The 21,224-nt window shown below is 64.0% G+C and carries 21 protein-coding genes; 12 read left to right on the top strand and 9 right to left on the bottom strand.

Annotation, left to right across the window (positions count from 1 at the left end; translation table 11 throughout):
- Position 1: 1 nt before the first annotated feature.
- Positions 2–928, bottom strand: a complete 927-nt coding sequence (locus ACODR8_RS02885; protein ID WP_489005877.1) for a LysR substrate-binding domain-containing protein — start codon at positions 926–928, stop codon at positions 2–4.
- 117 nt (positions 929–1,045) lie between these two features.
- Between ACODR8_RS02885 and ACODR8_RS02890 the strand changes: the two genes are divergently transcribed.
- The 7 genes from ACODR8_RS02890 to purC all read left to right on the top strand — a co-directional run bounded on the left by ACODR8_RS02890 (position 1,046) and on the right by purC (position 7,795).
- On the top strand, positions 1,046–1,204 hold the full coding sequence (locus tag ACODR8_RS02890; protein ID WP_489005878.1) for a hypothetical protein: 159 nt from the start codon (positions 1,046–1,048) through the stop codon (positions 1,202–1,204).
- A gap of 85 nt (positions 1,205–1,289) precedes the next feature.
- Complete coding sequence (gene otsB / locus ACODR8_RS02895; RefSeq protein ID WP_489006170.1) at positions 1,290–2,000, top strand: trehalose-phosphatase; 711 nt, start codon at positions 1,290–1,292, stop codon at positions 1,998–2,000.
- Positions 2,001–2,029: 29 nt separating this feature from the next.
- The gene (locus ACODR8_RS02900) at positions 2,030–3,874 is read left to right on the top strand and encodes a glycoside hydrolase family 15 protein (protein WP_489005879.1); all 1,845 of its coding nucleotides are present in this window, start codon (positions 2,030–2,032) and stop codon (positions 3,872–3,874) included.
- Entirely contained in the window at positions 3,871–5,277 is a 1,407-nt protein-coding gene (gene otsA / locus ACODR8_RS02905) for an alpha,alpha-trehalose-phosphate synthase (UDP-forming) (RefSeq protein WP_489005880.1), read from the top strand. The genes ACODR8_RS02900 and otsA overlap by 4 nt, the downstream gene beginning before the upstream one ends.
- 9 nt (positions 5,278–5,286) lie before the next feature.
- Positions 5,287–5,418: a hypothetical protein gene (locus tag ACODR8_RS02910; RefSeq protein ID WP_294134508.1), complete on the top strand. Its 132-nt coding sequence runs from the start codon at positions 5,287–5,289 to the stop codon at positions 5,416–5,418.
- Positions 5,419–5,492: 74 nt separating this feature from the next.
- Entirely contained in the window at positions 5,493–6,770 is a 1,278-nt protein-coding gene (locus ACODR8_RS02915; RefSeq protein ID WP_489005881.1) for an aminotransferase class V-fold PLP-dependent enzyme, read from the top strand.
- Between the two features lie 242 nt (positions 6,771–7,012).
- The gene (gene purC / locus ACODR8_RS02920) at positions 7,013–7,795 is read left to right on the top strand and encodes a phosphoribosylaminoimidazolesuccinocarboxamide synthase (RefSeq protein WP_006959912.1); all 783 of its coding nucleotides are present in this window, start codon (positions 7,013–7,015) and stop codon (positions 7,793–7,795) included.
- A 241-nt stretch (positions 7,796–8,036) separates the two neighbouring features.
- On the opposite strand, the gene ACODR8_RS02925 is transcribed toward purC, so the two are convergent.
- Entirely contained in the window at positions 8,037–8,789 is a 753-nt protein-coding gene (locus ACODR8_RS02925; RefSeq protein ID WP_489005882.1) for a sulfite exporter TauE/SafE family protein, read from the bottom strand.
- Positions 8,790–8,835: 46 nt separating this feature from the next.
- A complete protein-coding gene (locus ACODR8_RS02930; RefSeq protein WP_489005883.1) occupies positions 8,836–8,985 on the bottom strand; it encodes a hypothetical protein in 150 nt (49 codons plus the stop codon).
- Between the two features lie 166 nt (positions 8,986–9,151).
- Between ACODR8_RS02930 and purS the strand changes: the two genes are divergently transcribed.
- Together purS and purQ are read left to right on the top strand one after the other, a co-directional pair.
- The gene (gene purS / locus ACODR8_RS02935; protein WP_006959918.1) at positions 9,152–9,385 is read left to right on the top strand and encodes a phosphoribosylformylglycinamidine synthase subunit PurS; all 234 of its coding nucleotides are present in this window, start codon (positions 9,152–9,154) and stop codon (positions 9,383–9,385) included.
- Between the two features lie 3 nt (positions 9,386–9,388).
- Positions 9,389–10,063 (top strand): phosphoribosylformylglycinamidine synthase subunit PurQ, encoded by a 675-nt coding sequence (gene purQ, locus ACODR8_RS02940; RefSeq protein ID WP_489005884.1) that lies wholly within the window; start codon positions 9,389–9,391, stop codon positions 10,061–10,063.
- A 216-nt stretch (positions 10,064–10,279) separates the two neighbouring features.
- Here purQ and ACODR8_RS02945 read toward each other — a convergent pair whose 3' ends face one another.
- The 4 genes from ACODR8_RS02945 to wecB form a co-directional block, all read right to left on the bottom strand.
- Entirely contained in the window at positions 10,280–12,370 is a 2,091-nt protein-coding gene (locus ACODR8_RS02945; protein WP_489005885.1) for a GumC family protein, read from the bottom strand.
- The gene (locus tag ACODR8_RS02950) at positions 12,370–13,065 is read right to left on the bottom strand and encodes a polysaccharide biosynthesis/export family protein (RefSeq protein WP_489006171.1); all 696 of its coding nucleotides are present in this window, start codon (positions 13,063–13,065) and stop codon (positions 12,370–12,372) included. Before ACODR8_RS02950 ends, ACODR8_RS02945 begins: the two co-directional genes overlap by 1 nt.
- Positions 13,066–13,167: 102 nt before the next feature.
- Positions 13,168–14,463, bottom strand: coding sequence for a UDP-N-acetyl-D-mannosamine dehydrogenase (wecC, locus tag ACODR8_RS02955; RefSeq protein ID WP_489005886.1), 1,296 nt, complete (start codon positions 14,461–14,463; stop codon positions 13,168–13,170).
- Positions 14,464–14,728: 265 nt separating this feature from the next.
- Entirely contained in the window at positions 14,729–15,838 is a 1,110-nt protein-coding gene (wecB, locus tag ACODR8_RS02960) for a non-hydrolyzing UDP-N-acetylglucosamine 2-epimerase (protein WP_489006172.1), read from the bottom strand.
- Positions 15,839–16,050: 212 nt separating this feature from the next.
- Between wecB and ACODR8_RS02965 the strand changes: the two genes are divergently transcribed.
- The gene (locus ACODR8_RS02965; RefSeq protein ID WP_302849061.1) at positions 16,051–16,173 is read left to right on the top strand and encodes a hypothetical protein; all 123 of its coding nucleotides are present in this window, start codon (positions 16,051–16,053) and stop codon (positions 16,171–16,173) included.
- A 3-nt stretch (positions 16,174–16,176) separates the two neighbouring features.
- On the opposite strand, the gene ACODR8_RS02970 is transcribed toward ACODR8_RS02965, so the two are convergent.
- The gene (locus ACODR8_RS02970; protein WP_489005887.1) at positions 16,177–17,037 is read right to left on the bottom strand and encodes an ABC transporter permease; all 861 of its coding nucleotides are present in this window, start codon (positions 17,035–17,037) and stop codon (positions 16,177–16,179) included.
- A gap of 115 nt (positions 17,038–17,152) precedes the next feature.
- Between ACODR8_RS02970 and ACODR8_RS02975 the strand changes: the two genes are divergently transcribed.
- On the top strand, positions 17,153–17,851 hold the full coding sequence (locus tag ACODR8_RS02975; RefSeq protein WP_489005888.1) for a GcrA family cell cycle regulator: 699 nt from the start codon (positions 17,153–17,155) through the stop codon (positions 17,849–17,851).
- 392 nt (positions 17,852–18,243) lie between these two features.
- Here the strand turns inward: ACODR8_RS02975 and ACODR8_RS02980 are convergent, their stop codons facing one another.
- Positions 18,244–19,086, bottom strand: coding sequence for an outer membrane protein (locus ACODR8_RS02980; protein ID WP_489005889.1), 843 nt, complete (start codon positions 19,084–19,086; stop codon positions 18,244–18,246).
- A 159-nt stretch (positions 19,087–19,245) separates the two neighbouring features.
- Here ACODR8_RS02980 and parE point away from each other — a divergent pair, with 159 nt between their 5' ends.
- A complete protein-coding gene (gene parE / locus ACODR8_RS02985) occupies positions 19,246–21,222 on the top strand; it encodes a DNA topoisomerase IV subunit B (protein ID WP_489005890.1) in 1,977 nt (658 codons plus the stop codon).
- Positions 21,223–21,224: the final 2 nt, after the last annotated feature.

The raw sequence follows: 21,224 nt of genomic DNA on the forward strand, positions 1-21,224 counted from the left end.
ATCATGCGTCACGGGGCAAGTAGCGTCCTTCCGGGTCATCGGCGATGGCGGCGGCAAATTCGGCGCTGATCCAGTCGCGAAAGGCCTTCACCTTGGGCGTGTTGCGGGCGTGGGGCGGATAGACGATCCAGTAGCTGGCAAATTCGCGGACATAGGAGGGCATGGCTTCGACCAGCAGGCCCGCCTCCACCTCCGCCTTCCACAGGAACAGGTTGAGGATGGCGATTCCCTGCCCGCCAATGGCAGCACGACCTTCCATCACCTGGCTGTCGAGCGCGATGCCGGGCGGCCCGTCAGCCGGGTCAGCCTCCACCCCCATGGCCGCGAACCATTCATGCCACCACATATCGTCGGGCGACAGGCGCGGCAGGGCGTGGAGCGCCTGCGCATCGGCGACGGGACCATTGCGCGCCAGCCAGGCGGGGCTGCACATCGGCGCTAGGCGGTTGTGGGTCAGCAGCCGTGCCTCCAGCCCCGGCCAGTCGCCCTTCCCACCGCGGATCGCCAGATCCGCCCCGGCGCGGGCGAGATCGACCACGGCATCCTCCGCCTGAATTCGCACGGCCAGCCCCGGATGGCGCATCTGGAACGCACCGATCCGGGGCGCGAGCCAGAGATGGGCGAAGCTGTTGGTGCAGCTGATGGTGAGGACAGTCGAATGATCCTGCGCCAGCGCGGCGAAACCCTGCCGCATCTGATCGAAAGCGCGGATGATGACCGGCGCGATCTCCCGCCCCTTGTCGGTCAAAAACACGCGGCGGCCAGCACGCTGGAACAGACTCAGCCCCAGCCGTTCCTCCAGCAATTTGACCTGATAGCTGACGGCGGCCTGGGTCATGCCCAGTTCGTTTGCGGCTGCCGTGAAATTTTCGAGCCGGGCGGCGGCTTCAAACACGCGGACGGCGGAGAGCGGGGGCAGGACGGACATGGCTTTACATAAGGCAGGCTTATTATTGCTGTCCATGCTTTTGTTGGTGATCGCTAGGGAAACGGCGCATTGGGGGTTTCGCAAAGCTGCACTATTTCAATCGAAAGGATCGCGACCATGCGCGACCAGTATGACGCCCAATTGTGGACTGAGAACCATGTCGAAACCAGCAAGGGGATCGACCGGCTGATCGCGCGGATCATGCAGGCATTCCGCGTGCTGCATGGCATAAACTGGTCAGCCCCCTGGTCCGACAACAGCCGGTGCGGCGCGTAAAATCGAGAACGGGGCTTGTGTATCGCGGGCGAGACGCCACTTTGCGCCCGTGCTTGACCATCCCCTACCCCCGCCCCCGCCCGCACTGTTGACCGGTGCCGCGCTGTTTCTCGACTTTGACGGGACGCTGACGCCCATCAGCGCGACCCCGGACGGGGTGATCGTGGACGATGGGCTGGTGCAGCTGCTCCTGACATTGCGGGAACGGCTGGACGGGCGGCTGGCGATCGTCAGCGGACGGTCGGTTGCGACATTGCGGGAGTTGGGCTTTGGCGATTTCCTGCTGGCGGGGACGCATGGGCTGGAATTTGCGCGGCCCGGCGGCGCGGTCGAGGCGCCACCGCGCCCGGCGGCTATTGATGATGCCGAAGCCGCCTTCTATGCCTTCGCCGCCGACAAGCCCGGCGTGCTGGTCGAACGCAAGTCGATCAGCGTCGGGCTGCACTATCGCGGCGCGCCGGTCTGGCAGGAGGCCGCCCATGCGCTGGCGCGCCAATGGGCGGCGCATGATGGGCTGGCGCTCCAGCAGGGCAAGATGCTCTATGAATTGCGGCCCGATGGCGCCGACAAGGGCAGCGCGGTCCATGCGCTGATGGCGCAGGGGCCGATGGCGGGCGGCGTGCCTGTGTTTATCGGCGACGATGTGACTGATGAGGAGGGCTTTGCCGCCGCCGCCGATCTGGGCGGGGCTGGCATATTGGTCGGGCCGAAGCGGGCGACACGCGCGGCATATAGTTTGGAACAGGTTGCGGCCGTCAGGCATTATCTGAATGAAGGGGTCGCGCGGCTCGGCTGATCCGCGTCCCCTCCACCAGCCAGATATGCATGAGGGGCAGACCGATAAACAGCATCCACCACCCGCTATTGGGCGGCGACGCCCGCACGTTGGACCTTTGGCCGATCGGCAATTGCCAGGCGTCGGCCTTGATCGACCGGGCCGGTCGCATGGTGTGGGCCTGCGTTCCGCGCGTCGATGGCGATCCGGTCTTTTCCGCACTGCTGGACGATGCCGAATGGGAGGATGACGCGGCCCGCGGCTTCTGGGCGATCGAACTGGAAAATTGCGTTGCGGTGGAGCAGCATTATCTGCGCAATACGCCGGTGCTGGTCACGCGGCAGAGCGATGCGCAAGGCAATGCGATCGAGATTTTCGATTTCTGCCCGCGCCACAAGCATAAGGGCCGTATGTATCGGCCGGTCGCCTTTGCGCGGATCGTGCGCCCGGTGGCCGGTTCGCCGCGCATCAGGGTGCGGCTGCGCCCCACGACCGCGTGGAATGCGGAAAGCGTGCCGATCAGCTATGGCTCCAACCATATCCGCATGGTGCTGTCCTATATGGCGATGCGGGTGTCGACCGATGCGCCCATCGGCCTGATCGCGCAGGAAAGCTGGTTCCGGCTGGAACAGGATGCGCATTTCTTCATGGGGCCGGACGAGGGTTTTTCCGACGCGCTGCGCCCGGCGATCGAGCGGATGCTGGACGATACGATCGAGGAATGGCGGCTGTGGGTCCGGGGTCTTGCGATCCCGGCGGAATGGCAGGAAGCGGTCATCCGTTCGGCCATCACGCTGAAACTGTGCCAGCATGAAGAGACTGGCGCGATCGTCGCCGCGCTGACGACCAGCATCCCCGAACATGCCGATTCGGGACGAAATTGGGACTATCGCTACTGCTGGGTGCGCGACGCCTATTATACGGTCGAGGCGCTCAACCGGCTGGGCGCGCTGGATGTGCTGGAAAGCTATCTCGTCTATCTGCGCAACATCGTCGATGGCGCAAAGGGCGGGCATATCCAGCCGCTCTATGATGTGCGCGGCAAGGCGACGCTGACCGAATGGGAAGCCGACAAGCTGCCCGGCTATCGCGGCATGGGTCCGGTCCGGGTGGGCAATGCCGCCTATAGCCAGATCCAGCATGACGCCTATGGCCAGATCGTGCTGTCGTCGGTGCAGGGCTTTATCGACCAGCGTCTGCTGCGCATGGCGGGCCACGCCGATTTCGAGGCGCTGGAGGCCGTGGGTGAGCGGGCCTGGACCGTCTATGATCAGCCGGACGCAGGCCTGTGGGAATTGCGGACCCGTGCGCATGTCCACAGCTATAGTGCGGTGATGTGCTGGGCGGCGTGCGACCGGCTGGCCCATGCGGCGCAGGCGCTCGACCTGCCGCTGCGCGCGGCGCACTGGCAGAACCGGGCCGATACGATGAAGGCGCGGATCGTCGAAGCGGCGTGGCGGGCGGACAGTCAGGCGATATCGGCCAATTTCGAGGATGATTCGCGCGACGCATCGCTGCTGCAACTGCTCGATCTGCGCTTCCTGACGGCGGATGACCCGATGTTCATGGGCACGCTGGCGGCGCTGGAAGCGGACCTGCGGCGGGGCAATGACATGCTGCGTTACAGCACGCCTGACGATTTCGGCGAACCGGTGACCGCGTTCAACGTCTGCACCTTCTGGCTGATCGAGGCATTGTATCGCACGGGCCGCACGGAGGAAGCGCGCAGCCTGTTCGAGGAGATGCTCAGCCGTCGCACCGCCGCAGGTCTATTGTCCGAGGACATCGATCCGGCGACCGGCGAATTGTGGGGCAATTATCCGCAAACCTATTCGCTCGTCGGCATCATCAACTGCGCCGTCCTGTTGAGCAAACCGTGGAGCGTGATGCGATGAGCCGCCTTATAGTCATCTCCAACCGCGTGTCGCGGCCCAACAAGTCGGGCAATCAGGGCGGGCTGGCGGTCGCGCTGGCGCAGGCGTTGCGGGAGAGCCGGGGGACGTGGATCGGCTGGTCGGGCGAGGTCACCGACAATTTCACCGGCCATATCGGCTTTTCCGAGGATGATGGCGTCAAGACGGCGACGATCGACCTGGAAGAGCAGGATGTCGACGAATATTATAACGGATACGCCAACAAGACGCTGTGGCCGCTGTTCCATTTCCGCATCGATCTGGCCGAATATGCGCGCGATTTCGAGGGCGGCTATAACCGGGTCAACCAGCGCTTTGCCGACACCGCCGCGCCACTGATCGAACCGGAAGATATCATCTGGGTCCATGATTATCACATGATCCCGCTAGGGCAGATGCTGCGCGACCGGGGCCATCGCAACAAGATGGGTTTTTTCCTGCACATCCCCTGGCCGCCCACCCGGCTGCTGGTGTCGCTGCCCCATCATAGCAAGCTGGTCAGCACATTATTCGCCTATGATGTGGTGGGTTTCCATACCGAAGAATGGCTCGAATCCTTCCGCCATTATGTCGAGCGCGAGATGGGCGGCAGCGTGAACGGCGATTTCGTCACCGTGGGCGACCGGACGATCCAGGCGGTTGCCTGTCCGATCGGCATCAACGCGAAGGAATTTGCCGACGCCGCCGTCAGTCAGCCCGCGCAGGACATGCACGAACAGGTGCGCCGCTCCCTGCAGGATCGGGCGATGATCGTCGGGGTCGACCGGCTGGACTATAGCAAGGGGCTGGAGGAGCGCTTCACCGGCTATGCCCGCTTCCTGAAGGATCATCCCGACTATCATCGCAAGGTGGTGCTGACCCAGATTGCGCCGCCATCGCGCGGCGAGGTGGAAAGTTACCAGCAGATCCGCGCGACGCTGGATGCGTTGGCGGGGCGGATCAACGGACAATATAGCGATGTCGACTGGAGCCCGATCCGTTACGTCAACCAGGGCTATCCGCGCGATAAGCTCGCGGGCATCTATCGCAGCGCCCGGATCGGGCTGGTGACGCCGCTGCGCGACGGGATGAACCTGGTCGCCAAGGAATATGTCGCAGCCCAGAACCCGGACGATCCGGGCGTGCTGATCCTGTCGCGCTTTGCCGGGGCCGCGATGCAGTTGAAAGATGCGTTGCTGATCAATCCCTACAGCCCGGAGGAAATGTCCGACGCGATCGTGCGCGCACTCTCCATGCCGCTGGACGAGCGGCAGCGGCGTTGGCGCGCGATGATGGATAGTGTCGAGCAGCAGGATATCAGCTGGTGGCGGCAATGTTTCACCGGGCGGCTGATGGCGGTGGAGCGGGATACGGCGCGGGTTGAGCCGGAGGGTGCAGACGGCTAACAACAGCGGATGATCGAGGATGATGACGAACCGCGCGGGCTGGCCGCGACCCTGCGCGCCCGGTCGGGCGTCATCATCGGCGCGGTTGGCATGGTCGCCTGGTTGGCGCTGATCTGGGCGATGTTCGGGGATGTGCTGTAGGCGGATTTTGGTTGGCGCATCGTTGAACATTGAGCAGACTTGTCGATGGGCCGCACCGGCCCGGAAAGGCGCTCATGTTCGATCGACGTTCCTTCCTTGGCGGCGCGGCGGCAGCGGGACTGGCCCAGCCGGTCGCCGCGCAGGCGCTGGCCACTATTCCCCTACCCGCCGCCGATCTCCACGGCAGGAATGAGGACGCCTATTGGGCGGCGCTGCGCCAGCAATTCCTGATCCCGGCCGATGTCGTGAACCTGAACGTCGGCACCGTCGGTTCCTCCCCCCGCCCCGTGCTGAAAGCCATTTTCGACGGGTTCGAGACGACCGAGCAGATGACGCAGGCGGGATCGGAAGATTATCCGATCTGGGGCTATGGGTCGTGGGAGGAATATCGCAAGCCCTTTGCCGATTTCATGGGCGCGACCGTCGATCAGATGGCGATCCTGCGCAATTGCACCGAGGCGAACAGTTATGTCGCCAATGGTTTCGACATGAAGCCGGGCGACGAAGTGCTGATGTCGGACGAGGAACATGGGTCGGGCGAAATGCCCTGGATGCTGCGCCAGCGCCGCTATGGCGTGGTCGTCAAGAAATTCGCCATGCCCAAACCGCCCAGGGATGCGGCGGACATATTGAACCGCATCAATGATGCGATCACGCCCAGAACCCGGATCATCTTCGTCAGCCATATCAGCACGGCGACCGGCGTGGTCCTGCCCGCCAAGGAGATTGCCGCGCTTGCCCGATCAAAGGGCATCCTGTCCGCCTTTGACGGCGCTCATGCCCCCGGCATGATCAAGGTCGACCTCAATGACATTGGCTGCGACATCTATACCGGGTCGATGCACAAATGGCTGTTCGCAACGAAAGGGACCGGCTTCCTCTATCTGCGTGACGAGGATGTGATGGACCGGGTGTGGAGTACCGTCGTGACCGGCGGTTATGACGATCCGACGCGCAAGGCGGACCGTTATATGCAGATCGGATCATCCTGCATCCCGACGCTGATGGGCCTCAATGCCGCGATTGGCTTGGCCAACGCGATCGGGATGGACCGGATCGAGGCGCGCAACCGGATGCTGGCGGACTATATCCACGATCAGATGGTGAAGCGCGGAGCGCAAAGCTGGACATCGCCAGACCCGGCGCTGCGCGGGGCTATCGCTACGGTCAATGTGCCGCCGGTGCAGCGGATGGAATTGCAGGACTGGCTGTGGACCAACCACAAGGTCCGCATCCGCGGCGGCGCACCCAGCAAGCTGCGGCTGGCGACGCCCTATTTCCTGAGCAAAGCGGATATCGATCGCTTCCTGGGGCTGTTCGACGAATTTCGCAGGATGAAGGGGATCAGTTAACTCCCTTCTCCCCTTGGGGGAGAAGGGTATGAAGCCTTACGAGCGCAGCGAGTTCGGCGAAGTTGGAAGAGGGGGCGGGCGCTGAGCAATCTCCGATCTGCCCAAGGGGAGAGGGAACAGGGTGCAATTGCACGTCCGCACGCTTTGCTCTATGGGCGAGGCCCAAGCAGCCCCGGCACCCGCTGATCCTTCTCGATTCGCGATTGTCGGGGCGCAGTATTTTTGACCAGACAGGAACGCGCATGGCCCGTCGCCGCCAGATTTACGAAGGCAAGGCAAAGATCCTTTATGAAGGCCCGGAACCGGGCACGATCATCCAATATTTCAAGGATGACGCAACCGCCTTCAACGCGCAGAAGAAGGGCACGATTTCCGGCAAGGGCGTGCTGAACAACCGGATTTCCGAGCATATCTTCACGCTGCTCGGCCAGATCGGCGTGCCGACCCACTTCATCCGTCGCCTCAACATGCGCGAGCAGCTGGTGCGTCAGGTGGAGATCGTGCCGATCGAAGTCGTGGTGCGCAACGTCGCCGCCGGATCGCTCAGCAAGAAGCTGGGGATCGAGGAAGGCACGCAGCTGCCCCGCACGCTGATCGAATATTGCTACAAGGACGATGCGCTGGGCGATCCGCTGATCTCCGAAGAGCATATTGCCTGCTTCGGCTGGGCGACGCAGGAAGAGATGCACGACATTGCCGACATGGCCATCCGCATCAACGACTTCATGTGCGGCCTGTTCGCCGGCATCGGCATCCGCCTGATCGATTTCAAGCTGGAGTTCGGGCGCCTGTATGACGGCGATTATAGCCGCATCATCCTGGCCGACGAGATCAGCCCCGATGGCTGCCGCCTGTGGGACGCGGTGACCAACGAGAAGCTGGACAAGGACCGGTTCCGCCGCGATCTGGGCGGCGAAGTCGAAGCCTATCAGGAAGTGGCGCGCCGTCTGGGCCTGCTACCCGAAGGGCTGGACACCACGGTGCTGGACCTCGACACCCATCGCAAGAAGCGCGAGAAGGAATAAGGCCTTCGATCCGCCGTCATCCTGACGCAAGTCAGGATCCAGGGTTAGGACCGATCGACATTCAGATGATGACGTGTCGAAAATGGTGGTTTTTCGTGACCCGGCGCGCAGCCTACTAAAAGTAGGTGAGCACCGGAAGCGCGGAAAACCGCCATTTGCAGGCCGTCAGGGCTGAATGTCGATTGGGCCTAGTGCAAAGCCGCTCTGGGTGCCGGATCAGGTCCGGCATGACGGTATTGGATCACGCCATCAGCGCGTCGGCGATCAGCTTGATGCCCAGCAGCACCATCAGCACATAGATGAGCGTGTAGAAGCGCGCGGCGTCGACCCGGCGCACCAGTGCCACGCCCGCCAGCGTCGCGACCACCGCGACCGGCACCAGCATGGCGGTGGCGGTCAGATTGGCGCGAGTGAATTGGCCCAGCGCGGCATAAGCTGGCACCTTCATCCAGTTCATCGTGGCAAAGGCGACCGCCGTGGTCCCGACCAGCATGTCGCGCGACAGCCGCTTTGGCAGCACCCACATCTGGAAAGGGGGCGAGCCGGCATGGGCGATCTGGCTGGTAAAGCCGCTGGCGACGCCGAACAGCATCCCCACCCAATCGGGCGAGGTGGACGGCAGGACGACCGCCCCACCCCGTTCGATCCACAGACGTTGCAGCCCGAACAGCATCGAAATCGCGCCCAGAACGCCCAGCACCGTCGTTTCGGACACTTGCGCCGCGAATGCATAGCCAAGCGCCACGCCGGCAGCCATGCCAGGCAGCATCACGCGCAAAATATGCCCGTCCCAGCTTTTGCGGAAGGCCCACACGCTGACCGCGTCCTGCAATATCAGGATCGGCAGCAGGATCGCCGCGCCGCGCACCGGATCGACACCCAGCGCCATGATCGGCATGGCCAGCGCACCAATGCCGCCAAAGCCGCCCTTGGCGAGGCCCGAAATGGCAACAGCGATGAAGGCGCAGGCGAAATAGAAATAGTCCGGGGTCATGCCGGTCGCCTAGCGCAAGGGGCAGGCAATTGGCATTGAAAAACGCTTAACGATTGGCGCGATAGCCGACCATCAGGCCGAAACTGAAGGTGGCGAGCAGGGCAAGCTGTACCTTTCCTTGCGGGTCCTCATAACCCACAATCTGCTGCCCCCATGCGAACAGCCCGACAAACATCGCCAGCGCCAGCCCGGACATGCCCCAATGCTTCCCCCGAATTTCTACAGCATGACAGTATCGCGACAGTCGCTAACAAAAGCATAATGGCTTGCCTCCCCGCCGCGTGGGGACTAGGGGAGCCGCAAAGTCGATACCCCCGCAACCGCATGGTTCGGTCCTGTCCTTGTCAAGGAGTTCGCCCCTCATGAAAGCCCGCATCTTCGTCACCCTCAAGGGCGGTGTCCTCGATCCGCAGGGCCGGGCGATCCACCATGCGCTGGAAGGCCTGGGCTTTGATGGCGTCAATGATGTGCGCGCGGGCAAGCTCATTGAGCTGGACCTGGCCGACGGCACAAGCGACGAGGATATCGACGCCATGTGCCGCAAGTTGCTGGCCAATACGGTGATCGAAAATTACCGCATCGAAAAGGTCGCCTGAGCCATGAAAAGCGCCGTCATCGTCTTTCCGGGCAGCAATTGCGACCGCGACCTGGCAGTGGCGTTCGAGGCCGCGACCGGTGCGAAGCCGACCATGGTGTGGCATCGCGACACGCAGCTGCCCGACGACATCGACCTGATCGGCGTGCCAGGCGGCTTTTCCTATGGCGACTATCTGCGTTCCGGCGCGATGGCCGCACGGTCCCCGGTGATGCAGGCGGTGGCGCAGGCGGCGGATCGCGGCGTCTATGTGCTGGGCATCTGCAACGGTTTTCAGGTGCTGACCGAAAGCGGCCTGCTGCCCGGCGCGCTGCTGCGCAATGCCGGCGGGCATTTCGTGTGCCGCGACGTCGCGCTGACGGTGGAAAATGCGCAGAGTGCCTTTACCAGCCGCTATGCTGCGGGCGAGACGATTTCCTATCCCGTCGCGCATCATGACGGCAATTATTTCGCCGATGATGCTACGCTCGACCGGCTGGAAGGCGAAGGCCGGATCGCGCTGCGCTATGCCGAAAATGTCAACGGCTCGGCGCGCAATATTGCGGGCATTCTGAACGACAAGGGCAATGTGCTGGGCATGATGCCGCACCCGGAGCGCGTCATCGAAGCAGCGCACGGCGCGACCGATGGCAAGCGGCTGTTTGACGGGCTGGTCGAAGGACTGCTGGCGCGGGCTTGATCGCGCGCTTTATCCCCTCCCCTTTAGGTGATCGTTGCGTAATTAAATAAACCTATAGAAATTCGTCATTCCCGCGCAGGCGGGGATCCATCTCTCACCTTATCGCCGTGATTTAGGTTCGGAGATGGATCCCCGCCTGCGCGGGGATGACGTAAAAATCTGTAAACAGCGAATTGCCCAACGATTCCCTGCAACGAACGGATGTTGGCGTTTGCCTCACCCCCCACGGTGATAATCATATTCCATCGCCCGGCCCTGCTGCTTGGTCAGGATCGCGCCGATGATGGTGCCGCCCGCGCGGCGCAGGCGGTCCACGGCGGCGCGCAGGCCGCCATGATGGTTACGGCCCCATTCGACCACGAGCAGGCTGGCCTGCACCTTGCCCGCCAGCAATAACGCATCCGTTCCGCCCAGGATCGGCGGCGCGTCGATCAGCACCGTGTCATAGTCCTCCCGCACCGCCAGCAGCAGGGCTTCGAGCGCCGGGGTTGCCAGCAGTTCCGCCGGGTTGGGCGGCACCGCGCCGCAGGGAAGCAGGGCGACGCCCGCCGTGCCGGTCTCGACGATGACCTGATCCGCGTTCGCCTGCCCGGTCAACAATTCGCTGATGCCGCGCCCGGCGGGCAGGCGGAACAGGCTGTGCTGGACCGGGCGGCGCATGTCGCCGTCGATCACCAGCACGCGCTTGCCCAGCCCCGCCAGCGCCAGCGCCAGCGCGTGGAGAGTCAGCGACTTGCCCTCCCCCTCCTGCGCGCTGGTGACGAGGATGGAGCGTGGCAGGCCACCAGCCGACGCCAGCAGCAGCGAAGAAGCAAGCGGCGAGAAGATATCGACCGGCTGGGGCGCATCGCCGGTCACCGGCACCGCGCCCAGCAGCGGCAGCCCGACCCGCTCCGCCAGCGTATCGGCGGACGTCACGGCATCGTCAAACATATGCCGCGCCGCGACCAGCAGCAGGCCCAGCGCGATCCCGCCGAGCGACGCCAGCAACAGCGTCACGCCGATCCGCGGCGAGAAAGGCCGGGTCGGCACGGCGGCGCGATCGAGCGGCTGAATGCGGCCTGCCTGAAACCCGGCCTGCGACGCCATGTCGCGATAGCGCTGGAGCAGGCTGTCATGTAGCATCCGGTAGGTATCGACCGATCGCTCCAATATGCCGGTCTGCACGTCCCGGCCGCGTTCGGCCTGCGCCTGCCGTTCCAGATCGGCGATTTCGGCCGCGATCTGGGTCTCGCCATGCACCGCGACCTCATATTGTTCGCGCAGCGATGCGCGGATCGTATTGGCCATCACCTCCGCCTGATCGTCCAGCGCGGCGAGGCGCGCGCGGGCTTCGCGCATGTCGGGATGGGCGTCCTTGCGGAACTGGCGTTCCTCGACAATCGCGGCGCGGGCTTCGGCGCGGCTGGCCATCAGCGTCTGCATCGCGCCATTGCCCAGCACTTCGGGCAGGGTTTCGGCGCTGGCCCGGCGTGCGCCCTCCCAGCGTTTCTGCGCCGCGATCCGATCCGCCAGAGCCTGCGCATGATAGGCGTTGAGCTGGGCGAGACGGGCGGAGATGGTGCCTTCCGGTGGGCGTTGCGTGTCGCTCTCTTCGCCCGTCGCCGTGCTGGTGCGGGCGGCATAGACCGCCAGATCGCGCTCCGCCCGTGCCAGATCGTTGCGCGCGCCGTCCAGTTCGCCGAGCAGGAAACGGCGGGCCTGCACGCCCGATTCAAAGCCGCGTTTCAGGTCCGCGCGGATCAGGCTGTCGGCATAGCTATTGGCGACGCGCGCCGACAAGACCGGGTCGGCGCTGACGAAGCTGATGCGCAGCACACGGGACTTGCCGGGCAATTCAACTTCCAGATTGTCGCGCAACAGGCGGATGACGGCGTCCTGTTCGACCTGCCGCTGAGTCAGGCTGCCCGCGCCTTCGGTGGGGCGCTGGCGGTCCATACCGGCAAAGAAAGTGGGCGTGCCAACCAGCGCCAGGTCTCGCGCCACTTCTTCGGCCAGCGCACGGCTGCGCAGCACTTCCAGTTCGGTCTGCATCAGCGATTCGATGTCGCCCGGCGCAACGCGCGGGGTGGCCTGCGCCCCTGCCCCGGCGGCACCTGCGGGTATGTCCTGCACCTCGACCGAGGCCGTCGCGCGATAGTCAGGCGTGGACATGAGGATGAACAGAGCGCCCGCCAGCAGGCATAGCGCCATGGTGACGAACAGGATGACGCGATGGCGGCGCAACACGGCCCAGCCGTGGCGCGTGGCGGCGGCGAAGCGGGCGGCACGGCCTTCGTCCGATGCGATGATCTCAGAAGCGCTCATCAATTCTTCCCGTCAAGCGCGATGAACCCGGCAGCCAGCGCGGGCGCGGCCAGCAGGGAACCGCCGAGAATCGCCTTGGCCCGCGACAGGCCGACGATGATAGTATCACCGGGCAGGATTTCGGGATCGGCGGCCTTGCCCCGGCGGATCGCGGCAAGATCGAACATAGCCGCCTGCCTTTGCCCGTCAATCTGCCGCACGACAATGATCTGCGAGAGGCTGGCGAGGCGGGTCGGCCCCTTGGCCAGCGTCACCGCCTGACTGAGGGTCAGCCGCCCGTCGAGCGGAAACAGGCCCGGTTCGCGCACTTCGCCGTCCACGGTGATGCGGCGACCGACGGCCTTCTTCACGAAGATCGTGACTTGAGGCGACACCAGATAGCGCTGGCCCAGCCGCGCGGCGATCAGGTCCGCCGCGTCGCCCGATGACAGGCCAGCGACCGGCACGTCACCGATCAGCGGCATCCGCACCATGCCCGCCGCGCTGACCTGCGCATCCTCCAGCGACAGGCCCGGCTCATGATAGACCTGGATGCGCAGCACATCGTCGGGGGAGAGGCGATAATCGGCACCGATGGCGGACGCTGGCGGGATGAGCGCATAGGCGGCGTCACCGCGCGGTGCCTGCTCGACGCTGGCGCAGGCGGACAGCAAGGCGCAGCCTGTCATCGCGGCATATATCTGCCTGATGGTCATCTGCACATCTGCCCCCTTATGGCCCACTTGAGGCCGGGGGGTAGCGATGCGGCACGGCGATGGCAACCACAGGCGCGACGGGTCGCGCCCGATGGCCGATTGTCAGACGGCGACGCGCCCCGGTGCCGGTTCGGCGATGCGGCGTGGCTGGTCCGGCCAGATGCCGCGCGTGTCATAGACCGCCTTGCCGACACGTTCATCGACGGGGACAGATTTGAACATGTCATGATCGACAAGAATGACGAACACGCCACATTGTTCCAGAGCCGTATCGAGATCGATCAGTTCCGCGCCGGTCCCGGCAAATTCCATCGGCAGGGCGTGGGCATAGGGTTCGACCAGCTTGATCCGGCGACCATAGCGACGGGCGAGCCGCGCGGCGACCTTCACCGCCGGGCTTTCGCGGAAATCATCGATATTCGCCTTGAAGGCGAGGCCGAGGCAGGCGACATTTTCGTTCGCGAAGGCGTCGATCATGTCGGATGCCTTGGCCACGACATAGTCGGTCTTGCCGTCATTCACTTCGCGTGCGGTGCGGATGATGCGGGCATTTTCCGGGTCGCCATGGACGATGAACCAGGGGTCGACCGCGATGCAATGGCCGCCGACGCCGGGACCGGGCGACAGGATGTTGACGCGCGGGTGGCGATTGGCCAGCCGGATCACCTCCCACACGTCGATGTCCATATTCTCCGCGATCACCGAGAGTTCATTGGCGAAGGCGATGTTGACGTCGCGGAAGCTGTTTTCCACCAGCTTGACCATCTCCGCCGCGCGGGCCGTGGTGGTGATGCAGGCACCGCGCACGAACTGGCGATAGAAGCCCAGCGCCTTGCGCGCGCAACGGGGCGTGATGCCGCCGATGCAGCGGTCATTGTCGATCAACTCGACCAGGATACGACCGGGCAGAACCCGCTCCGGGCAATAAGCGATGGCGATGTCGCCCTGCACGCCCTTGCCGGGCATTTTGAGATCGGGGCGCATGGTGCCGATGACGTCGCGCATGGCTTCGGTCGTGCCGACCGGGGACGTGGATTCCAGGATCACGGTGTCGCCTGCTTTCAACACCGGGGCGATGGTGCGGGCGGCTTTCAGGACATAGCTGATGTCTGGCGCGCGATCTTCCGATACCGGGGTCGGCACGGCGATGATGAACACGTCGCTTTCCTCGACCTCCAGGCTGGCGCGCAGATTGCCGCGCGCGACGACGCCCTGCACCAGCCCGTCCAGATCGACCTCCTCGATATGCACGCGGCCCGAATTGACGGTTTCCACGACATGGGCGGACACATCCACGCCCACCACCTGCGCGCCGCCACGGGCGATCAGGGCTGCGGTCGGCAGGCCGATATAGCCAAGGCCGATGACGGAAACCTTCTGCTTGGTGTCGACGGGCATGGAGGGGCAGTCCTTATGAGGCTAAGATTTGCCCCAGTTTCTGCCCGGAAATGCTGAAGATTTCGGTAACGGTGGCACGAAGATCGATCTTCTCCCCGTGGGGGAGAAGGATATGGAGCCTTACCCGATCCGAAGGATCGGTTAGGCGCAGTTGGATGAGGGGGCTGCGCGCCAACGTCAGGGCGGACGCCCTCACCACTGCGACTAAGGCAGCAAGCTGCAAGTCTCGTTGCCTCTCCCCTGCGGGAGAGGAGATTATGACGCTCTATCCCGCGATAACGCCAGCAATCCGCTCCGCCGCTTGACCATCGCCGAACGGATTATGCGCCCGCGCCATGGCGTCATAGGCGTCCTCATCGTCCAGCAACGCCAGCACCTCGCGCACGATCAACGCGCGGTCGGTCCCGACCAGTTTCGCCGTTCCAGCCTCCACCCCTTCGGGCCGTTCGGTGGTTTCGCGCATCACCAGCACCGGCTTGCCGAGCGAAGGGGCTTCTTCCTGCACGCCGCCGCTGTCGGTCAGGACCAGGGTGCAGAGATCGAGCAGGCGGACGAAATGGGGGTAATCGAGCGGCTCGATCATCGCGACATTGGGCAGGTCGCCCAGCACGGCGTCCATGATCGGGCGGACATTGGGGTTGGGATGGACCGGGAAGATCACCGCGACGTCAGGCCGGGCAGCGATGTCGGCGATGGAGCGGGCGATCGCCTCCATGCCGCCGCCGAAATTTTCGCGCCTATGGCTGGTGACGGCAATGATGCGCTTGCCCGCAAAGCGCGCGGCGAGATCGTCGAGACCGCTGGCAAGCGTGGGATCGGCCAGCACCCGGTCGCGGGTCGCGAGCAGCGCGTCGATCACCGTATTCCCCGTGATGTGGATGCCCGCCGCGTCGCGGCTTTCGCGCAGCAGCGCGTCGGCAGCGGCTTGCGTAGGGGCGAAATTCATGTCGGCGATGCAGGCGACGACGCGGCGGTTCACCTCTTCGGGCCAAGGGTGGTGGATGTCGCCGCTGCGCAGGCCCGCCTCGACATGGGCGACCGGGATCTTGCGATAATAAGCCGCAAGGCTGGCGACCATGGTGGTCAGCGTGTCGCCATGGACGACAATGCGATCGGGCTTTTCGGCGTCGAACGCCTTGCCCAGTTCGACGATCAGCTTGGCGGTCAGCCCGTCGAGCGTCTGGTTTGGGACCATGACGTCAAGATCGACATCAGGCACGATTCCGGCAATCTCCAGCACCTGATCGAGCAGCCCGCGATGCTGCGCCGTCACGATGACGCGGGTTTCCACGCCGGGCCGCGCACGCAGGGCGTGGATCACGGGGAACATCTTGATCGCTTCGGGACGGGTGCCGAACACTATGGCGATCTTCATCATTAATCTCTCATGCTGCAAAGCGGTATCGCAGCCCGATGTGGCAGAGAAATGTAACCATCGCCTGAACGCGGGGTCGCCAACCCATGGTTTTGCAACTGCTCGATGCTATGCTGGCGCATCCACACTTGCGCGGGTAATGCTCACTTTATGAAATGTGCGACGATCGAGGTGAGCTTTGCGTCCACGCGCTTTGGCGGTGTCGGCCATTGATGTGGCCGTGGGACGAAGAGGCGCACGACAGCGCTCTGCCCCGCTGGCGTCACTGGCTGATGGCTGCGGCGATAGTGATCGTCCTCAGTGCCATCATGCCGATCCTCGCCGCCTTTTCCTGAGCGCTACGCCTTGATCTTCCAGCCGCGCTTCAACAGCGTATAGCAGAGCGCACCAAGCCCGATATTGAGCGCCAGCAAGACGCCGCTGCCCACGATGATATTGGTGTCCGCCGCCGCGACGAAGCCATAGCGGAAGCCGGAGATGATGTAGAAGAAGGGGTTGGCGTGGCTGATCGCCTGAAAGAAGGGCGGCAGCCGGTCGATAGAGTAGAAGGTGCCGGACAGCAGCGCCAGCGGGCCGATCAGGAAGTTGGTGACCGCGGCGTTATGATCGAACTTGTCGGCCCAGATGGAGGTCAGCACCCCCAGAAAGGCGATGAAGCTGGTGCCGATCAGCGCGAACCACAGCACCGCCCACAGATGCGCCGGGGTGACATGAACACCCGGCCACAGCGCCATCGCCGCCCACAGCGCCGAACCGACGAACAAGGCGCGCGTGACCGAGGACGCGACCAGTGCGCCCAATAATTCGCCGACCGAAATGGGGGGCATCAGATAATCGACCAGCGTCCCCTGTACCTTGCCCACCATCAGCGGAAAACTCGCATTGGCGAAGCAGGCGTTGATCATGCCCATGATGATGAGGCCGGGCGCAACGAAATCGGCGAAAGGCACCGCCTGCCCGCGCAGCATCACGGTGCGGCCGCTGCCGCCCAGGGCGACGATGAAGATGACCAGGAACAGCAGGGTCGTGATCGCCGGTCCCCACACCGTCTGAAGCTGCACCTTCATGAAGCGGCGCACTTCCTTCAGATAGAGCGCCCAGCTGCCCGCCCAGTTGATGTTGCGAATCACCGGCACCCCCGGTTCGGGGAATGGCGGCAGGGCCGGGGCGGATGGGGCAATTTTGGGCTGGTCGTTCATGGATGGATCGACTATCGGCTGAGAGGATTTGCTGCAAGGGCGCTGTTCACACATTTGAACCTGCGCACCGGCTTCCCATATAGGGACGCAGCCAGATATTTTGAGGAGTGTTTCATTGTCCTGGACCGACGAGCGTATCGACCAGCTCAAGGGGATGTGGGAGCGCGGCCTGACCGCCAGCCAGATTGCCGAGGAACTGGGCGGCGTCAGCCGCAATGCGGTGATCGGCAAGGCCCATCGCCTTGGCCTGCAATCGCGTCCTTCGCCGGTCAAGGCCAATGACGCGCCCAAGAAAGCCGCGGTGCCGGCGCGCAAGCCGGCAAGCGCCGCTCCGGCAGCCGAAGTAGAGGCAGCGCCGCGTCCGGCCGCGCCAGCAGCCGAAGCCCCGGCCCCGGTCCGCGCCTTCACACCCGCAGCCGCGCCCGCCGCGCCTACGCCCGTCACGGACGAAGCACCGGTCGTCGCGCCCAAGCCGCAGCCGCGCATCGTGTCGGTCGGGCCGGGTGGCTTCCTGCGTCAGGGTCCGGGCGATCAGCAGGCACCGATCCCCCCAGCACCACCCCGCCGTCTGGTTCCGGCCAAGCCGAGCGCCGAGATTGCAGGCAAGACATCGCTGCTCGACCTGACCGAGCGGATCTGCAAATGGCCGATGGGGCATCCGGGTGAGCCGGACTTCCATTTCTGTGGCGAACAGGTGAATCCCGGCTTCCCCTATTGCGTCGAACATTGCGGTCGCGCCTATCAGGCGCAACTGCCGCGCGGCACCCGCCGCCCGCCCCCGCCGCTACCCTTTGGTGGCCCGCGGGTTCGATAGAATGAAATTCACCCGTTCGTCCTGAGTAGCCGTTGAGCGAAGTCGAAATGGCGTATCGAAGGATCGCGCCAAATACTTCGATACGGGCCTTCGACAGGCTCATACCAATATGCGATGATTGTGACTCGTCTCCCCTCCCCGGCGGGGAGGGGTTGGGGGAGGGGGAGCGAGGCGAAGCTGAGCGTCTACGCTGGCGGCAGCACACCCCCACCCAACCTCCCCCTCAAAGGGGGAGGGGTCTTATGGGGCAAGATCACCGCAATGTGGTATCAGTTCCTAATCAGCACGAACGGAGGGCGATTGGGCTGTAGTTGTCCTATGCCTACAACCAACCCAAACGAAAAAGGGGGCCGGTTCCTTCGCAGGAACCGGCCCCCTTTTTAATGCCTGGATCAGAAGCGGAAGCTGGTCGTCACCATCACGCTCTGCGTGTCGAACTTGTCGCCGCGATTGATGCTGGCGCCGCCCGACGGCGTGATTCGGAACGGGTTGGTGGCAGGGGCGCTGCCCGCGCCGACATCGACGCGATAGTCGCCGACATTATAGCGGGTCCACAGATAGCGGGCGCCGATCGAGAAATTGTCGGACACTTTCGCTTCGATGCCGCCGCCTGCGGTCCAGCCCCATGCATCTTCCTTGGCATCGACCTGCGTAAAGCTGTTCGCGCCATTGCTGGTGCCAAAGCTGTTCTTGACCTTCGCATAGGCCAGGCCGCCGGTGATGTAGGGCATGATGCCGCCGGGCGTGGTGTAACCCAGGCGCGCACGCAGATTGCCGTTCCAGTCGATCCGGCGCGTCATGGTGTAGAAGGCAGGCGTGGTCGAATATTCGCTCACGCTGTCGCTGATATAGGCCTTGCCTGCTTCGGCGACGACACCGGCTACAATGCCGCCAAACTGCATGTCATAGCCGACATGGCCCATCCAGCCGATCGCATCCTTGTCGTCGTCGCAACCCTGAACCGGGGTAGAGCCACGCGCCGCGCCGCCGCAGGTGCCGGGCGAGAAAGCATTGGCACCGGTCGTCGTGCGGATGACGTCATTATATTCGCCATCAGCGTTCGTATCGAAACGCAGATGTTCGCCCTGATCGCTCTTCTGCCAGTTATAGCCGAACGACCCACCCACATAGGGACCGGTCCAGTCGACCGTGCCGCTATCCTGCGCGAGGGCGGGCGCTGCCGCCAGAACGAGCGCCAGGGTGGCGCCAAGCGGCGCGATACGGTTGAAATGCATTGAAAAATCTCCTCGCCTGATCGGGTGTAAAAACCCAACTGCGATCCGCTAACGGCTTGAACTGCGCTTTTGTTTCACATCGCAATGCAACATTTTGTTGCTGTTGCCATTTCAGCACAGCGCTTGCGCGGATCGCCCGCCTGCCTATAGCTTGTCGGCATGTCCGATGACCTGTTCGCCGCCCAGCCCACATCCTCCCCCGGCTATGATGCCTCCGCCATTGAAGTGCTCGAAGGACTGGAACCGGTCCGTCGTCGTCCCGGCATGTATATTGGCGGCACGGACGAGCGCGCGCTGCACCATCTGGCGTCCGAAGTGCTGGACAATAGCATGGACGAGGCGGTCGCGGGCCACGCCACCCGGATCGAGGTGACGCTGGAGCCGTGCAACCGGCTGACCATCACGGATAATGGCCGCGGCATCCCGGTCGATCCGCACCCGAAATTCCCCGGCAAGTCCGCGCTGGAGGTCATTATGACCACGCTCCATTCGGGCGGCAAGTTCACCGACAAGGCCTATGCCACGTCGGGCGGTCTGCATGGCGTGGGGATCAGCGTGGTCAACGCGCTGTCGACCACCACCATGGTAGAGGTCGCCCGCAACAAGGAACTGTTCCGCCAGAGCTTTTCGCAGGGTCACCCTACCAGCGCGCTGGAAAAGGTCGGCGCGGCCCCCAACCGGCGCGGCACGTCGGTCAGCTTCGTTCCCGATACGGAGATTTTCGGCGAGCAGAAGTTCAAGCCTGCGCGCCTCCACCGCCTCGCCCGGTCCAAGGCCTATCTGTTCGCGGGCGTCGAGATACGCTGGAAATGCGCGCCGGAGCTGATCAGCGACGATACGCCGGCCGAGGCCGTGTTCCAGTTTCCCGGTGGCCTTGCCGATCATCTGAAGGAACAGGTTGGCGACCGCGAATGTGCGACCAGCGTCTTTTTCGCGGGCAATCAGGATTTCCCCGGCACCGCCGGGCGGGTCGAATGGGCGGTCGCCTGGCCGCTCTGGTCCGACGGCAGCTATAGCTGGTATTGCAACACCATCCCGACCCCCGATGGCGGCACCCATGAAGCGGGACTGCGGACTGCGCTGGTCAAGGGCATCCGCGCCTTTGGCGACCTGATCGGCCAGAAAAAGGCCAAGGACATCACCGCCGACGACATCATGACGTCATCGGAAATCATGCTGTCCGTGTTCATTCGCGATCCGCAATTTCAGAGCCAGACCAAGGATCGCCTGACCAGCCCGGACGCGGCGCGGCTGGTTGAAAATGCGGTGCGCGATCATTTCGACCATTTCCTGACCGACCATATGGATCGGGGCAAGGCGCTGCTTGCCTATGTCATCGACCGGATGGACGAGCGGCTCAAGCGCAAGCAGGAGAAGGACGTCAAGCGCAAGACCGCGACCAGCGCGCGCAAGCTGCGCCTGCCCGGCAAGCTGACCGACTGTTCGACCGACAATCCCGAAGGCACCGAAATCTTCCTGGTCGAAGGCGATTCGGCCGGTGGCTCCGCCAAGCAGGCGCGCGATCGCAAGACCCAGGCGATCCTGCCCCTGCGCGGCAAGATTTTGAACGTTGCGTCGGCCAATAATGCCAAGATATTGGCCAATCAGGAAATTGCCGACATGATCCTGGCGCTGGGCTGCGGCACGCGCAAGGACTGCAACCCCGACAATCTGCGCTATGACCGCATCGTCATCATGACCGACGCGGACGTGGACGGGGCGCATATCGCAACGCTGCTGATGACCTTCTTCTTTCAGGAGATGCCGGAGCTGGTGCGGCGCGGGCATCTCTATCTGGCGCAGCCGCCGCTCTACCGGATCGTGGCTGGCGGCAAGAGCCTCTATGCCAAGGATGATGCGCATCGCGAGGAACTGATGCGCAAGGAGTTCAAGGGCAAGAAGGTCGAGGTCAGCCGCTTCAAGGGGCTGGGCGAGATGAACCCGATGCAGCTGCGCGAAACCACCATGGACCCCAAGACCCGCAGCCTGATCCGCATCACCCTGCCCGCCGATGTCGAGGAACGCGCCAGCGTGCGCGATCTGGTCGATCGGCTGATGGGCACCAACCCGGCGCACCGCTTCGCCTTCATTCAGGAAAATGCCGCAGCGGTGGACGAAGAAGCGATCGACGCATGAAA

The organism is Sphingobium sp. FG58, assembly GCF_057809055.1.

Bases quoted from the DNA above. Each gene is read 5' to 3' on its own strand.
- ACODR8_RS02890 (WP_489005878.1), top strand. From the start codon at position 1,046: ATGCGCGACCAGTATGACGCCCAATTGTGGACTGAGAACCATGTCGAA.
- parE (WP_489005890.1), top strand. From the start codon at position 19,246: ATGTCCGATGACCTGTTCGCCGCCCAGCCCACATCCTCCCCCGGCTAT.
- ACODR8_RS02900 (WP_489005879.1), top strand. From the start codon at position 2,030: ATGAGGGGCAGACCGATAAACAGCATCCACCACCCGCTATTGGGCGGC.
- purQ (WP_489005884.1), top strand. From the start codon at position 9,389: ATGAAAAGCGCCGTCATCGTCTTTCCGGGCAGCAATTGCGACCGCGAC.
- ACODR8_RS02980 (WP_489005889.1), bottom strand. From the start codon at position 19,086: ATGCATTTCAACCGTATCGCGCCGCTTGGCGCCACCCTGGCGCTCGTT.
- wecC (WP_489005886.1), bottom strand. From the start codon at position 14,463: ATGCCCGTCGACACCAAGCAGAAGGTTTCCGTCATCGGCCTTGGCTAT.
- ACODR8_RS02965 (WP_302849061.1), top strand. From the start codon at position 16,051: ATGTGGCCGTGGGACGAAGAGGCGCACGACAGCGCTCTGCCCCGCTGG.
- wecB (WP_489006172.1), bottom strand. From the start codon at position 15,838: ATGAAGATCGCCATAGTGTTCGGCACCCGTCCCGAAGCGATCAAGATG.
- ACODR8_RS02950 (WP_489006171.1), bottom strand. From the start codon at position 13,065: ATGACCATCAGGCAGATATATGCCGCGATGACAGGCTGCGCCTTGCTG.
- ACODR8_RS02885 (WP_489005877.1), bottom strand. From the start codon at position 928: ATGTCCGTCCTGCCCCCGCTCTCCGCCGTCCGCGTGTTTGAAGCCGCC.
- ACODR8_RS02925 (WP_489005882.1), bottom strand. From the start codon at position 8,789: ATGACCCCGGACTATTTCTATTTCGCCTGCGCCTTCATCGCTGTTGCC.
- ACODR8_RS02970 (WP_489005887.1), bottom strand. From the start codon at position 17,037: ATGAACGACCAGCCCAAAATTGCCCCATCCGCCCCGGCCCTGCCGCCA.
- purC (WP_006959912.1), top strand. From the start codon at position 7,013: ATGGCCCGTCGCCGCCAGATTTACGAAGGCAAGGCAAAGATCCTTTAT.
- ACODR8_RS02945 (WP_489005885.1), bottom strand. From the start codon at position 12,370: ATGAGCGCTTCTGAGATCATCGCATCGGACGAAGGCCGTGCCGCCCGC.
- purS (WP_006959918.1), top strand. From the start codon at position 9,152: ATGAAAGCCCGCATCTTCGTCACCCTCAAGGGCGGTGTCCTCGATCCG.
- otsA (WP_489005880.1), top strand. From the start codon at position 3,871: ATGAGCCGCCTTATAGTCATCTCCAACCGCGTGTCGCGGCCCAACAAG.
- ACODR8_RS02915 (WP_489005881.1), top strand. From the start codon at position 5,493: ATGTTCGATCGACGTTCCTTCCTTGGCGGCGCGGCGGCAGCGGGACTG.
- ACODR8_RS02930 (WP_489005883.1), bottom strand. From the start codon at position 8,985: ATGTCCGGGCTGGCGCTGGCGATGTTTGTCGGGCTGTTCGCATGGGGG.
- ACODR8_RS02910 (WP_294134508.1), top strand. From the start codon at position 5,287: ATGATCGAGGATGATGACGAACCGCGCGGGCTGGCCGCGACCCTGCGC.